General features: G+C 66.7%; 14 protein-coding genes. 4 read left to right on the top strand and 10 right to left on the bottom strand.

What is annotated here, in order from left to right; all coding sequences use genetic code 11:
- The first annotated feature begins 100 nt into the window (after positions 1–100).
- A complete protein-coding gene (locus tag A5732_RS16255; RefSeq protein WP_076102758.1) occupies positions 101–1,171 on the top strand; it encodes a GGDEF domain-containing protein in 1,071 nt (356 codons plus the stop codon).
- 77 nt (positions 1,172–1,248) lie between these two features.
- Here the strand turns inward: A5732_RS16255 and A5732_RS16250 are convergent, their stop codons facing one another.
- Together A5732_RS16250 and A5732_RS16245 are read right to left on the bottom strand one after the other, a co-directional pair.
- On the bottom strand, positions 1,249–1,752 hold the full coding sequence (locus tag A5732_RS16250) for an ester cyclase (RefSeq protein WP_076102757.1): 504 nt from the start codon (positions 1,750–1,752) through the stop codon (positions 1,249–1,251).
- A gap of 39 nt (positions 1,753–1,791) precedes the next feature.
- Positions 1,792–3,012, bottom strand: coding sequence for a sensor histidine kinase (locus A5732_RS16245; RefSeq protein WP_076054832.1), 1,221 nt, complete (start codon positions 3,010–3,012; stop codon positions 1,792–1,794).
- Between the two features lie 113 nt (positions 3,013–3,125).
- On the opposite strand from A5732_RS16245, the gene A5732_RS16240 reads away from it, so the two are divergent.
- A complete protein-coding gene (locus A5732_RS16240; RefSeq protein ID WP_076102756.1) occupies positions 3,126–3,779 on the top strand; it encodes a response regulator in 654 nt (217 codons plus the stop codon).
- Here the strand turns inward: A5732_RS16240 and A5732_RS16235 are convergent.
- The 4 genes from A5732_RS16235 to A5732_RS16220 all read right to left on the bottom strand — a co-directional run bounded on the left by A5732_RS16235 (position 3,772) and on the right by A5732_RS16220 (position 7,488).
- Complete coding sequence (locus tag A5732_RS16235) at positions 3,772–4,671, bottom strand: thiamine pyrophosphate-dependent enzyme (protein WP_076102755.1); 900 nt, start codon at positions 4,669–4,671, stop codon at positions 3,772–3,774. The genes A5732_RS16240 and A5732_RS16235 overlap by 8 nt on opposite strands.
- 126 nt (positions 4,672–4,797) lie before the next feature.
- Positions 4,798–5,685 (bottom strand): methylmalonyl Co-A mutase-associated GTPase MeaB, encoded by an 888-nt coding sequence (gene meaB / locus A5732_RS16230; protein WP_064951257.1) that lies wholly within the window; start codon positions 5,683–5,685, stop codon positions 4,798–4,800.
- A gap of 7 nt (positions 5,686–5,692) precedes the next feature.
- On the bottom strand, positions 5,693–6,832 hold the full coding sequence (locus tag A5732_RS16225) for a thiolase family protein (protein ID WP_076102754.1): 1,140 nt from the start codon (positions 6,830–6,832) through the stop codon (positions 5,693–5,695).
- Positions 6,833–6,969: 137 nt separating this feature from the next.
- Positions 6,970–7,488 (bottom strand): phenolic acid decarboxylase, encoded by a 519-nt coding sequence (locus tag A5732_RS16220; protein WP_076102753.1) that lies wholly within the window; start codon positions 7,486–7,488, stop codon positions 6,970–6,972.
- Positions 7,489–7,616: 128 nt separating this feature from the next.
- Here A5732_RS16220 and A5732_RS16215 point away from each other — a divergent pair, with 128 nt between their 5' ends.
- The gene (locus A5732_RS16215; RefSeq protein ID WP_076102843.1) at positions 7,617–8,219 is read left to right on the top strand and encodes a cation transporter; all 603 of its coding nucleotides are present in this window, start codon (positions 7,617–7,619) and stop codon (positions 8,217–8,219) included.
- Positions 8,220–8,231: 12 nt separating this feature from the next.
- Entirely contained in the window at positions 8,232–9,086 is an 855-nt protein-coding gene (locus A5732_RS16210) for a proline iminopeptidase-family hydrolase (RefSeq protein WP_076102752.1), read from the top strand.
- Positions 9,087–9,107: 21 nt separating this feature from the next.
- On the opposite strand, the gene A5732_RS16205 is transcribed toward A5732_RS16210, so the two are convergent.
- The 4 genes from A5732_RS16205 to A5732_RS16190 form a co-directional block, all read right to left on the bottom strand.
- Positions 9,108–9,878, bottom strand: a complete 771-nt coding sequence (locus A5732_RS16205) for an enoyl-CoA hydratase/isomerase family protein (RefSeq protein WP_076102751.1) — start codon at positions 9,876–9,878, stop codon at positions 9,108–9,110.
- A 63-nt stretch (positions 9,879–9,941) separates the two neighbouring features.
- Positions 9,942–11,024: an acyl-CoA dehydrogenase family protein gene (locus tag A5732_RS16200; protein ID WP_076054841.1), complete on the bottom strand. Its 1,083-nt coding sequence runs from the start codon at positions 11,022–11,024 to the stop codon at positions 9,942–9,944.
- Positions 11,011–11,916 carry an acyl-CoA dehydrogenase family protein gene (locus A5732_RS16195; protein ID WP_076054843.1) on the bottom strand — a complete coding sequence of 302 codons (906 nt, stop codon included), beginning with the start codon at positions 11,914–11,916 and terminating at the stop codon, positions 11,011–11,013. Before A5732_RS16195 ends, A5732_RS16200 begins: the two co-directional genes overlap by 14 nt.
- Positions 11,894–13,297 (bottom strand): class I adenylate-forming enzyme family protein, encoded by a 1,404-nt coding sequence (locus A5732_RS16190; protein WP_076102750.1) that lies wholly within the window; start codon positions 13,295–13,297, stop codon positions 11,894–11,896. The genes A5732_RS16195 and A5732_RS16190 overlap by 23 nt, the downstream gene beginning before the upstream one ends.
- Between the last annotated feature and the right edge of the window lie 14 nt (positions 13,298–13,311).

The following is a 13,311-nucleotide window of genomic DNA, read 5'->3' as shown; positions in this document are numbered from 1 at the left end:
CCGGGAAAGTTGAATAATGGCGCCGGGGATCACGAAAGGTTGCCGGTCCGATGGACTGCACAGCACGACACCTGGCGTATGGCCGAAGGATCGCCGACTGATGCGACGGCTGTGGAGCTGGTGGGATCAACCCGACCGGTTTGAGTGGATCACGACCTTCCTTCGCCAACGCGCAATGCTGCGCCCGGCGCGTGCGGCCCTGTCCGCCGTCGTCGGTTCGTCGGCGTTGGTGCCGCTGACAGTGTTGCCGAGTCAACATCGACCCAGCCTCGCTGAAGTCATCACCGGCGGCGTTGCCGCCACGTTCACCATCGGTCTGACGTTGTTGTTGTTGACGCGCTGGCCCACCCGTCGGCAATCACAAACCGGCGCGCTGATCGGCGCGCTCGGCGTCGGCGGCTGGAGCCTCGTCCAGCCCACGGGCGCCATCGCCGCCCTGGCCTGCACCGCGATGGCGATCCCCGCCGGCTACATCGCCTTCTTTCACGGCTCCAGGCTCCTGCCGTTCACCGGCGTGATAACCGTCGCCGTGACCACCGCCGCGGTGGTGCGGCTTGCTCGGGAAACCAACATGGCCACGGCGGCCTCCGCGTTTTGGGTCAACACCTTTCTCAATCTGTGTGTGCCCCTGGGTATTTTGATGATGTCGCGGGCAATGGAGACGTATGTTCAGCGGTCCGAGGAGGATCCGCTCACCGGCCTGCTGAATCGACGAGCGTTTACCGCCGCCGTCAGCCATCGATTGGCGAACCCGCCGTCGCCCCACACCCATCTGGCGGTGGTGATGGTCGATCTCGACAACTTCAAACGCATCAACGACACCTACGGTCATTCGGCCGGTGACGAGGTCCTGCGGGCGGTGGCCGAGCTGTTGCGCGCCCACACCCCGGCCGACGCGATGATTTGCCGCGCCGGCGGCGAGGAATTTCTGGTCGCGCTGACCTCGACGACCTCGGACGTGAGTGACCTGGCCGCGCGGATTTGCGCCGAGCTCGCCCGGCAATCTCCGAAGATAACGGCCAGCATCGGCACCGCCAGCGCCGAATTGGACCTGCTTGCCGGGCCTGACGTCGGATGGCTCGTCGACGAGCTCATCAGGATCGCCGACACTGCGATGTACTCCGCCAAACGCGGCGGCGGAAACCAGGCCCAGCACGGGGTGCGGACGTAGCGCCGGTGATGGCGCATCCGCAAGTCACCGCATGCCGGGCGGCTCTAGTTGACACGCGAGCCACCACTGCTTTTCGCCTAGGGCTGGCCTGCCGTCAGGCACTCTTGCGTCGGCCAGCCCAACTGCTCCCACATTGACAGCTTGTTCCAGTCTTTGATGAATTCGACGAGCTTTCCGTCCTGTACCCGAAAGAGCGCCGCCGCAGACCAGCGCGCGGTACGGCCCGTCGGCGCAATGTCGCCGTGCGGTTCACCTTGGTGCGCTCCTTCGGCGGTGTAACGCAGACAGACACGGTCGGCTTTGGCAAAGAGAACGTCGAAACTGATGATGTGCAGATCATTCACCTGCTCCATGAGCCGACCGTGGTCCTCCGCGTACTCCTCGAGCGTGTGGACGTTCGGAAAGGTGGTGGGTGCGACGAATCGGTTGTCCGGCCCGCACAGGTGTTCAACGGCGTGCGCGCTGGCGCGGCCAGGAGTGTACGAGATCTCCATGTACTCGCGAACAATGTTGATGTTGCGCTGTTCGTCGGGCGTGAATTGGTCTGTGGTCGCTTGGTGCGATGGCTGGCTCGGCTGCATGGCTACCTCCTGGCGAGGTGCATACCCACAAGTCTGTCGTTAATTCTTCAACGGCACTTCGACGCAGACGTGCGTGCCCACCGGGGCGTCGAGAAACACCAGGGCTCCCCCGGCTGCCTCCACCCGGGCGCGATGTGACGCCAGACCTATGTGGCCCTCCCCCAGGCGGCGCGCCACCGTCTCCTGGCCGAATCCCACACCGTCGTCGACCACATGCAAAACGCAAGTCTGGTCAGTGATCCCGAGCATGACCGCTGCACTGCTGGCCGCAGCATGTTGCACGACGTTGGACAACAACTCGCGCACCACACCGAACACGACGGGATCGATGTCGCTGCGCGCCGAATAATCGATGTCGGTGGTGATGTCGATGCCGGACCGCTGTGCGGTGAACTCCGCGAGCTGTTGCACCGCGGCGCCCAGCCCGACCTGCTCGAGTACCGCGGGATGCAGCTCGAAAGTGGCCTGCCGCAACCGTTCCGAGGCCATCTGCAAACCGGCCAGCGCCCGGCCAACGCGGTCATCGTCGTCGAACGCCGCGTCCAATTCGACGAGCTCTTGGCGCACGGCCAGGATGTCTTGCAGGGGCCCATCGTGGATGAATTCCGAAATCCGGCGCGCCGCCTCGTCCGACGCGTTCATCGTCTGGGCGAGTAATTCCTCTCGCAGGGCGCTCAATCCAGCCACCGATCGGGTATGACGTTCCTCGATGCGCACCACCAAGAAGGCCGCGCAACAAAGGAATGCATAGAGCAGGAACCGAAATCCCGCCTCCGGCAACCTGACTTCGCTCAACATCACCGGATCTTGCAGCACGGCAATGGCGAATCCGAGCATGGAGAAGATCAGCACCACCGCCGCCCGGCGCGAGGAGACGTCCAATCCCAACAGGACCGGCAACATCGCCATGATCAGCAGCGGATAGACCCCGTTGGTGGACAACAGCTGGAAGACGGTGAGCGCGACGATGTCGATGACGGTGAAGACAAACGGCTCCAACCGGCCGATCGCCACCAATCGGCCCATTCCGATCCATCGACGGAACGGAGCGAACGCCAATCCCAGCGCGCTGAGCGCGACGACCGCGTACAGGACGATCAGCACGCTTTCCCGCGGCCACTCCGATCTGCTCGTGCCGATGATCATGGCCGCGACCATGAGGCCGACCACACCGATCCGCAGCACCGAGCCGATGCGGTACGAGCGCAACTGGTGAACAGTGCGCACGCGTTCCAGCTCTACGTCACCGGCGACCGCCACCCGATCACCGTACTCATCCGCGTCCGTCGCCCCGAAGCAAACTGAAAAATGACTCATCGTGCCGCCCACAGAATGCGAACGCCGCTGTGGGGCAAACGGCTACACTCGTCGCCATGGTCGGTGCGGCTACCCCCGAAACGGTGCGGGTGGTTGTCGGCGATGATCACCCTCTTTTTCGCGAGGGCGTGGTGCGCGCGCTGTCGTCGAGCGGCTCGGTCAACGTCGTCGCTGAGGCGGAAGACGGCTCTGCGGCACTGGAATTGATCAAGTCGCACGTGCCCGACGTCGCGCTGCTCGACTACCGGATGCCCGGCATGGACGGCGCCCAGGTGGCGGCGGCGGTGCGAACGCAGGGATTGGCCACCCGGGTGTTGCTGATCTCGGCGCACGACGAGTCGGCGATCGTGTACCAGGCGCTGCAACAGGGTGCGGCCGGGTTCGTGCTGAAGGACTCGACGCGCAGCGAGATCGTCAAGGCCGTACTCGACTGCGCACAGGGGCAAGACGTGGTGGCGCCCGCGCTCGTCGGCGGCCTTGCGGCGGAGATCCGGCAGCGTGGGGAACCGTCGGCGCCGGTGTTGAGCGCCCGCGAACGTGAGGTGCTCAACAGGATCGCCCGCGGTCAAAGCATCCCGACGATTGCGGGTGAGCTCTTTGTGGCCCCATCGACGGTGAAAACGCACGTGCAACGCCTCTACGAGAAGCTCGGCGTCAGCGATCGCGCGGCCGCCGTCGCCGAGGCAATGCGGCAGGGTCTGCTCAGCTAGCGGCCGACCAGGGCTTCGACTCTGGCATGGGCGGAATCTGCCGCGCCCGCACCAATGCTCTCGCCGAAGCCATGGCCTCGGCCACCAGGTGGCGTGCCCCGCGCTCCACCTCGCAGAGGTGGTCGCCGTCGCTGCCGGCGGCGACCAGTTGCCGACGCGCGAAGACCAAAGGGTCGACGGCCGCGGGGTGATTCGTTTGGTAGGTGATCGCCTCGACCAAGGCGGGGCCGTCGCCGGCGCTCGCCAGGTGCACCGCCTCGGCGACGGCGTCGGCCACCGCCACAACGTCCCTGCCGTCGACCGGAAGCATGGGCATCGTGTCGAATTCGTACGCGCGCCGACGGGCGTTGGATGCGCCGCGGATGTTTTCCACGACGAACACCACCGGTAGCCGCCATTGCACGGCGATCCTTGCGGCACTGGTGAACTCGACGGAGTGCGTGTCGCGGCCACCGATGACGCACACACTGACGTTGCCCTCGCCGGTCAGTCGCTGGGTGTTGGCGTCACCCAGCGCGAACAGAGTCGATTGGCCGAGAGCCGTCTCGTTGGCCAGTGAGCGTTTCCAGTCGGCCGCCCCGCCGCCGGCGCGGCGCTTGGGGCCGATCGTTTCGGCGATGGCCGGGCCGAGCGGGAGGGCCAGGCCGATCTGCTGAGCGTGCCCGAACTGCGGGGTGCTGGCGTTGACCAGATCGCCCGGCCTCAGCGCCGCAACCGTCCCGATGGCCACCGCCTCCTGGCCGAACTCCACTTGCGCGCTGTCGTCGATCGGACCGTCGGCGCGCAGCTCCTCCCACGCCATGTCGAGCAGTCGCAGAACCCACATCCGGCGATACAGCTCCAACCAGTCGTCGCGGACCAGTGCTGCCGAAGTCTGGGGTGTGTGAGTCATGCCGGGTCTCCTACTCTCGAGCGAACACGCTCAACGTAGGGCGAATGCGGCGGGCCGCACCTCCGCCGATCGGTCAGCAAAGGTGATGAATCCGCGTGTCCCCCGATCGGGGGACAGCGGGGGCCGTCAGTCCGTTCCGGGCGACGGAGATGAGATCAGGTGATCGGCGGCCGTGTACGGGTCCTGGTCGCCGTCCACGACCGCCTCGGCGAGCCGGTCGAGATCGGGCTGGGTGCGCAGCCGGGTTTGCGCCAGCGACAGAATCTGCGCTCGAGCGCGGGCCAGCCGTCGGGCGCGGCTGTCGGTGCGGCGGTGGTCCTCGATGGCGGCCATCAGGTCTTCGATGCCCTCACCCCGGGCAGCGATCAGCGAAACAATGGGCGCGCTGGTTTCGGCCCGAAGATCCCGAACCGTCTGTTCGGCGCCGTCTCGGTCCGCCTTGTTGACGGCCACGATGTCGGCGACTTCGAGCACTCCCGCCTTGGCGGCCTGAACCGCGTCGCCCGCGCCGGGATTGAGGATGACGACGGTCGGGTCGGCGACGGCGGCAATCTCGATCTCGGACTGCCCCACCCCCACCGTCTCCAGCAGGACCACGTCGTAACCGATCGCGCCCAGCAGCCGGATGGCCGCCGGCACCGCGGCGGCCAGGCCGCCCAGGTGCCCGCGGGTGGCCACCGATCGGATGAGTACGTCGGAGTCGTTGATATGCGCGGCCATTCGAATTCGGTCGCCCAGCAGGGCTCCGCCGCTGAACGGGGACGACGGGTCCACCGCCAGCACCGCCACCCGGTTGCCGCGCTCGCGGTAGGCGGCGACCAGCGCGGCGACCGTCGTCGACTTTCCCGCGCCCGGCGGCCCGGTGATGCCGACGACCGGGCCCATGCCCTGCGGCGCGGGACCGATATTCTCCAGGACCTCGTCGCGCTGGTCGCCCTCGACCAGGCTGAGCAGCCGACCGGCCGCGCGCGGAGATCCATTGCGCGCGCGGGCAATCAGGTCAGCGATGATCATGTACGCATTATGGAGCCGGGACCTCGATCACGGTCGCCGAGCCCATTCCACCGCCCGCGCACATCGCCGCGACGCCGATGCCACCACCGCGGCGGCGCAATTCGTGCACCAGGGTGACCAGCATCCGGGCTCCCGTCGCCGCGACGGGGTGCCCCAGCGAGCAGCCACTGCCGCTGACGTTGACCTTGTCGGGGTCGAGCTCGAGCAACTTGATGGTGGCCACGCACATCGCGGCGAAGGCTTCGTTGATCTCGTAGAGATCGACGTCGGAGGTCGAAAGCCCCGCCCGCTTAAGGGCTTTGGGTATCGCCTCCACCGGTGCCAGCCCGGTGATCGCCGGGTCGACACCGACGGATGCCCAGGACCGGATGGTGGCCAGCGCGGGCAGGCCGAGCCGGTCGCTGGCGACGACGAGCGCCGCCGCACCGTCATTGGCGCCGCACGCGTTGCCGGCGGTGATCGAAAAGCCCTCGATCTCGGGGTGCAGCGGCTTGAGCGCGGCCAGCTTCTCCATGGTGGTGTCGCGACGCGGGTGCTCGTCGACCGAGAACAGGCCGTGCGGCGTCTCGATCGGGACGATCTCCTCCTTGAAGCGGCCTTCGTCGATGGCGGCGATGGCATTGCGGTGTGACCGCAGCGCCCAGGCGTCCATCTCCTCGCGACTCACGCCGGCCTTGACCGCGGCGTTCCAGCCCACGGTGATCGACATGTCCATGTTCGGCGCGTCGGGCCGGTCCGGATGGGTCGGGGGGAACCAGTCGACCCACTCGCCGTCCACCTGGATGCGGGAGCGCGGCGACGTCGACGCCGCATTCACGCCGCCGGCAATGATCAACTCGTCCATCCCGGCGCGCACACTTGCCGCCGCGCTCTGCACCGCCGCCTGCCCGGCCGCGCAGTGCCGGTTGTTGGCCAACCCGGGCACGTGGGACAGCCCGGCCGTGATGGCCGCGTGGCGGGCGACCACGCCGCCACCGTAGAGGCCCTCGCCCAGGATCACATCGTCGACCTGCGCGGGGTCCAGATCTCTCGCCGCTTCGGTAACCACGTGCTGCGCCAGATCGAACGCACTGGTATCGCGCAGCGTGCCCTTGCGGGCGGTGCCGATGGGGGTGCGCAGGGCGGACACGATGACGGCTTCAGACACGGGTGTTCTCCAGTTCAACCAGCAGGTGCGGCACTCCGAGAGCCATCCGCACGTTCATGAGAATCATATTCTCTCACTGCGAGAGCGTGAGTCGCAACAAGCGTCTGGATGCGGAGCGCGACGCGGCGGCAGGTCCACTAGTCGGTGCGGTTCGACCAGCCCGGCGGGAGGTGTTCGGGACCGGTGTCGATGACGGTCTCGTCGTCGGTTCCGACGTATTCGAACAGGGTGATGTAGGCGAATTCCGGGACTTCGTAGATGGGGTAGGTCGGTCCCCGATCACGGTAGGCCCGCATCTCATCTAAGTGGTCGTTCTGGAAGCAGACGGTGTATTCACCGTGCAGGCGGATCCACTGTGGAAAGAAGATGACGCCATGGATGCGGCGTTTGGTGGGCAGCACGTTGACAGCCACGCAGGTGCCGGTGGGTTCGGTCCAGGAAATTTTGAAACTGTCGTCGTCGAGTTGGACGAGGTTGGCCTCCTGACCTTTGACCCAGCGGCCTCCGACATGTCCGGAGTGGATGCGGTAGTCGATGGTGATGGCGTTCTTGACGTACATTTCGTACTGCCACCCGTTGGCGTAGGTATAAATGAAGCGATGTCCGACAATTCCCGAAAGATCTTGCGGCGGGATCGGATTCGTGACGCTGGTCATTGCCATTCCTCCCAGTTGGGCCGCAGCTTCCGCGGCGGTGCTGCGGCAGCGTCGACTTTTCTGCACAGTCCATGGACGATATCGGCCATGACGGCATGCCGGTACGCGGATATGTGAGACTGATTCCGATGAGCCACCTGGACGAGAGCGCACGCCACTCTCTGCTGCGGCGCGGATTTGCCCTGGAATACGCCACGCTGGTCTGGAACGTGGTCGGCATCGTTATCCTCGCGGCGGCCGCCATCGCGACCAAATCGGTAGCGCTGGCCGGATTCGGTTTGGATTCGCTGATCGAGATCGGCGCCTCGGTGGTGGTGATCTGGGAGCTCTCCGGAACCGGCGCAGCCCGTCGACGAAAAGCGTTGCGGCTCATCGGCGCCGCCTTCGGAGCGCTGGGTGTGTACCTAACGGTGCAATCAACGCTGGTCCTCGTTGCCGGCTTTCACCCCGAGCCCTCGCCCCTTGGCATCGCTTGGACGGCGGTCACCGCGGCGACGATGTTCGCTCTTGCGGCCGGCAAGGCCCGAACCGGTGCCGCCCTGAGCAACCCCGTGCTCACCACCGAAGGCCGCGTCACCCTCATCGACGGCCTGCTGGCCGCCGCCGTGCTACTCGGCCTGCTGCTGAACAGCATCGCCGGCTGGTGGTGGGCGGATCCGCTCGCCGGCTACGTGCTCGTGTCCTACGCTCTGCGTGAGGTCAAAGAAATCTTCTTCACCGATGGTGGGTGAATGACTCAGGGAATGGTCGCGGTTCCGGGCGGCAACGTGTGGTTCAAGCGGACCGGCGGCGGCGCGGGTCTTCCGCTGCTCGTCATTCACGGCGGGCCGGGTCTGCCGCACGATTACTTGCGGTCGCTGGGGCGGTTGGCCACGGAGCGCGAGGTCATCTTCTGGGATCAGCTCGGTTGCGGAAACTCCAAATGCCCACCCAACCGCGAGCTTTGGACGATGGAACGCGCGGTGGCCGAGGCCGACGCCGTGGTGCGAGCCCTGGATCTGGACCGCTTCCACCTGTTCGGCAACTCCTGGGGCGGGATGTTGGCCCAACAGTATGTGCTCGACGCGGCGCCCGCCGGCGCCGCGAGCCTGACCATTTCCAACAGCATCGCGTCCATCCCGGAGTTCGCAAAAATGGTGGCGCGGTTGAAGTCCGAACTGGACCCCGCCACCCAGGCGGCGATCGATCGGCATGAGGCCGCCGGTAGCACCCACGCGCCGGAGTATCAGGCCGCCATCCGAACCTGGAACGAGACCTACCTGTGCCGGGTACGCCCTTGGCCGCGGGAGCTCGAGGATGCGTTCCGGAACATGAGCGCCGAAGTCTTCGAGACCATGTTCGGCCCCAGCGACTTTCACATCGTGGGGACGATCCGGAACTGGGATGTGGTCGACCGGCTCAGCGAAATCGCCGTGCCGACACTGGTACTCGCCGGTCGATACGACGAATGCGTGCCCGAACACGCGTGGGAAATGCACCAGCGGATACCGGGTTCACGGTTCGAGCTGTTCGAAGCCAGCGCGCACATGCCATTCATCGAGGAGCCGGACAAATTCGATGCGGTGATGCGCGACTTCCTGCGCCGCCATGATGCCTGAGACCGTCGTGCGGCTACATCCTCAGTTCTTCTTGGCCGCGTTGAATTTCGCGACGTTGGCCCGGAAGTCCTCGGTGACGAACGACTGGCTCTCGGCCGACAGCGCATAGTCCAGACTGGCGAGCACGGCCCGCTCCAGATGGATGTTGAGCACCCGCTTGGTGCTCTCCACCGCCTGCTGCGGCAGCTCCAAGATCTTTTTGGCGCTGGCGATCGCCTCCGCAACCGGGTCGTCCGCAATGTGATTGGCCAAGCCGAGCTCGACGGCACGCCGTGCGCTGATCCGGGTGCCGGTGAGGGCGAATTCCTTGGCCAGCAGCAGGCTGATGTGCAGCGGCCAGGTCAGCGGTCCACCGTCGGCGGCCACCAGCCCCACCTGCACGTGCGGGTCGGCCAGATAGGCGCCTTCGGCGATGTAGACGATGTCGCTGAGCGCCACCAGGCTGCAGCCCAGCCCGACGGCGGGGCCGTTGACCGCCGCCACCACCGGAATTCGGCAGCGGGCCATGCCCAGCACGATCTCGCGCCCGTCCCGAATAGTCTTGGCGCGCAACTCAGCATCGTTCGCCAGCTCCTCCAGATACGTGAAATCACCCCCGGCCGAAAACGCCCGGCCGGCGCCGGTGATCACCGCAGCGCGGGCCGTGGGGTCATCGGTGAGTCGCTGCCAGAGCCGCGCGAGCCCGACGTGCAGGTAGTCGTTGACCGAGTTGAGTGAATCCGGACGGTTGAGCGTGATGATGCGCAGGGCACCGTCGGCCTGAACGTCGATTTCGGTAGGCATGTCGTACACGTCAGACTCCTTCGATGGTCGTGACCCGCTTCACCCGGGCTTCGCCCGCGTTCGCGATCACTCCTACAATCCCAAGATTCGTGAAGCGATGATGTTCTTTTGAATTTGTGATGTCCCGCCCATGACGCTCTGCGCCCGGCTGTACAGGTAGGCGCTCAGCAGCTCGGGGTCGCGGGTTCCCGCGACGGCAAGCGCCGCGTGCCCGACGGATTGTTCGACCCAGGTCATCAGCAGCTTGTCCAGCGAGCCTTCCGAGCCGTGCGATACCCCGTCGAGCTGTTCGGAGAGCCGCCGCCGGACGTGATGGGTCAGCATATCCGACTGAACCACGGCCCACGCCAGCTCTTCGGGCACTTCACCGTCGTTGCGCGACAACAGCTCCCGGACGAGCTTGCCGTAGCGGGCCGCATAGCCGAGCGTGGACGGCTCGCGTTCGTGCCCGACGACCGTCATGGCCACGGCCCAGCCATCGCCGGGAGCGCCGACCATACGGTCCGCCGGCACCGTCGCATCATCGAAGAACACCTGGCCGAATTCGTTGGTGACCCCGTTGATCATCTGTAGCGGGCGCTGTTGCACGCCAGGCTGTTTCATGTCCAGAACAAAGGCGGATAGGCCGCGATGGCGCTTGGCCTCGGGGTCGGTGCGCGCTAGCAACAGGCACCGGTCCGCCACGTCGGAATAGCTGGTCCAGATCTTGTGCCCGTTCACCACATAGTTGTCGCCCTCGAGGCGAGCGGTGGTGGTCAGCGACGCCAGGTCCGAGCCGGCGCCCGGTTCACTGAAGCCCTGGCACCAGCGCTCGGTGCCGTTGATGATGCCGGGCAGGAAGCGCTTTCGGAGCTCGTCGCTGGCGTGGGCGCCGATGCCGTACACCAGATAGCCGACGCTGGGGCGCGGCGGAGCACCGGCACGCACCAGCTCCTCGTCGACGATGACGTCATAGACCGGCGCCAGGTCCTGGCCGCCCCAATCGCGTGGCCAGGACAGGCCGAAAAAGCCGTTCTCGTACAACGCACGGTGCCAGTCGGCCATGCGTACCCAGTACTCGTCGCCCGAGCCCGAGAACTCCTTGGCGTGTGCGGCAAGCCATGTGCGCAGCCGCTCACGGAAGGCGGCTTCGTCGGGTGAGTCACGAAAGTCCAAGATCGATCTCCTTCAACGCGACCGGCCACAGCTCGGTCGATGTGAGGGCGCGGCGCAGGTAGACGTGCGCCACGCATTCCCAGGTGTTGCCGATACCGCCGTGCACTTGGATGGCCGTCTCGCAGACGGTGCGGGTGGCGCGCGCGCAGTAGACCTTTGCGATTTGGGCGGCCCGAATGGCCTCGGCGGGGGCAAGCTCGTCGACGGCCCACGCGGCATGCCGCAACACGCTCACCGAACCCTCGATCAGCGCAAGGCTTTCGGCCAGCAAGTGCGCGATGGCCTGGTACGAGCCGATCTGCTTGCCATACTGCTCACGGATTTTCGCGTAGTCACACGCGACGGCGTGTGCGCCGCGGGCGACACCCACCAGATCCGCGGCCGTGGTCACCAGCGCGAGAGCCCGCCACTGTTCGGCAATCTCGGGCGACACGTCGCCCAGCGTCTCCGGCGATCCCGCGACAGTGCCGTCGGACCGCGTGAGGTCGACGCTCTGCGGCGAAACCTGCACATCGGCGGCGAGAACCGTGGCACCCGACAGCGACAGGGCGCGCCGGGCGCCGCGGGCATCGATCACTCGATCGTCGACGGCGACGGTCGCCGCCGATACCTCGGCGCCGACGTGGCGGCCCAGATCGTCGGCGAGCACGGGACCCAGGAACGGCGTATCGACCAGCCGGCGGCCGAATTCCTCGGCCACGATGGCCACCTCCACACCGGAGGCGCCGTCGGAACGCAGCGACCGCCAGCCGGTGTTCTCGATCTGCTTGTCCAGACGGGTGATTCGAGTCTGGTCGTCGAGATCCTGCACCGCTGCCGGCCCGAGATCGTCGGCCAGCTTGGCGGCGGCATCGCGTAATTGCTGTTGTTCAGCTGTCAGACGTACATCCATAGCGCTCCTTCAGCACTCGGCGCAGCACCTTGCCGGAGGGCAGGCGCGGAATGTCGGGGACGAACACCACCCGGCTCAGATGCTTATATGACGCCAGTCTTTCGTCCACCAGGGCGGTCAGTTGGGTCGCATCGACGGCAGCCGACGTCGCAACCGCGGCGACGATGGCTTCGCCGTTGAGTCCGTCCGGAATCCCGAACACCGCGCAGTCTTTGACGGCCGGATGACCGTGCAACACCGTCTCGATTTCGGCTGGCGCGACCTGGAAGCCGCGCACTTTGATCATCTCTTTGAGGCGGTCGGTGATTCGCAGCCAGCCGCCGGCGTCCAGCCAGCCGACGTCCCCGGTGCGGTACCACCCGTCGCGGACCGCATCCGAGGTCGCCTCGGCCGGGAGGTAGCCGGCCATGAGCGATGCCGACCGGGCCTGGATCTCACCGACCTCGCCCGCGCCGACCGGCTCGCCGGTCTCCAGCGAAACGACCCGCAGGTCGACGCCGGGCACCGCCCGCCCGACGGTGTCCAGGCGCGCGTCATCGATCGGATTGCACGCTACGACAGGCAGTTCCGTGGTTCCGTAGGCCGGGAGCCAGCGCACCCCGGTGCGCCGGGTCACCGTCTCTGCGACGTGGGCGGTGACCGGGGTGGCACCCCACATGATGTAGCGCAGCGACGAAAGGTCATAGGACTCGAGGTCGGGATGCGAGGCGATGGCCAGCGCGATGGGCGCGACCGCCATTTCCACTGTGATGCGGTCACTTTCGATGTGTCGCAACACCCGGTCGATGTCGAACCGGGGATGCAGGCGCACGCAGGCCCCGGCCTTCAGGGCGGTCAGCAGGTTCAACAGTCCGAGGATGTGCGACGGTGGCGTCGCAACCTGGATCCGGTCGTGGTGGGTGAGCTGCAGCGCTTGACGCCAGTGCCGCACCGCCTCGTCCAGCGAGGCGTGGGTGTGCCGGACAGCCTTCGGCAGGCCGGTGGTGCCGGAACTGAACACCAGCGCCGCGTCGCTCGCAGGCGGCGGTGCGCCGGCTGTCGGCTCTGCGGGCGCGACCGGCTCGTCCATGTGCAGCATCGGCATCAGATCGGCCAACACCGGGTGGTCGCCGACGGCGTGCTCGGGCTCGGTCAGCGCGAGCGCATGGCCGACCTCGTCGCGTTTCCACGCGGGACTGATGAGCACCGCCGTGGCGGCCAGTCGCCAGATCGCCAGCACGACGGCGAGGAACTCCGGCCGATTGGAGGCCATCACGGCGACGCGTTGACTTGCCGTGACCCCGTCTTTCGCCAGGGTCGCGGCCCATCCGTCGGCCAATGCATCGAGTTCGGGCAGGCTGAATCGCCGTTCCTCGAACACGAGCGCCGCCGGCTCGGTCACGTCCCGTCCTTCCC

Source organism: Mycobacterium colombiense (assembly GCF_001953985.1).
GTDB lineage: Bacteria > Actinomycetota > Actinomycetes > Mycobacteriales > Mycobacteriaceae > Mycobacterium > Mycobacterium colombiense_B.
The sequence above is the reverse complement of the archived record's forward strand: the minus strand, read 5'-3'. Positions and strand labels throughout refer to the sequence as shown.

Excerpts from the sequence above, each read along its gene's own strand:
- A5732_RS16255 (WP_076102758.1), top strand. The coding sequence starts at position 101 with ATGCGACGGCTGTGGAGCTGGTGGGATCAACCCGACCGGTTTGAGTGG.
- A5732_RS16250 (WP_076102757.1), bottom strand. The coding sequence starts at position 1,752 with ATGCAGCCGAGCCAGCCATCGCACCAAGCGACCACAGACCAATTCACG.
- A5732_RS16240 (WP_076102756.1), top strand. The coding sequence starts at position 3,126 with ATGGTCGGTGCGGCTACCCCCGAAACGGTGCGGGTGGTTGTCGGCGAT.
- A5732_RS16235 (WP_076102755.1), bottom strand. The coding sequence starts at position 4,671 with ATGACTCACACACCCCAGACTTCGGCAGCACTGGTCCGCGACGACTGG.
- meaB (WP_064951257.1), bottom strand. The coding sequence starts at position 5,685 with ATGATCATCGCTGACCTGATTGCCCGCGCGCGCAATGGATCTCCGCGC.
- A5732_RS16220 (WP_076102753.1), bottom strand. The coding sequence starts at position 7,488 with ATGACCAGCGTCACGAATCCGATCCCGCCGCAAGATCTTTCGGGAATT.
- A5732_RS16215 (WP_076102843.1), top strand. The coding sequence starts at position 7,617 with ATGAGCCACCTGGACGAGAGCGCACGCCACTCTCTGCTGCGGCGCGGA.
- A5732_RS16210 (WP_076102752.1), top strand. The coding sequence starts at position 8,232 with ATGGTCGCGGTTCCGGGCGGCAACGTGTGGTTCAAGCGGACCGGCGGC.
- A5732_RS16195 (WP_076054843.1), bottom strand. The coding sequence starts at position 11,916 with ATGGATGTACGTCTGACAGCTGAACAACAGCAATTACGCGATGCCGCC.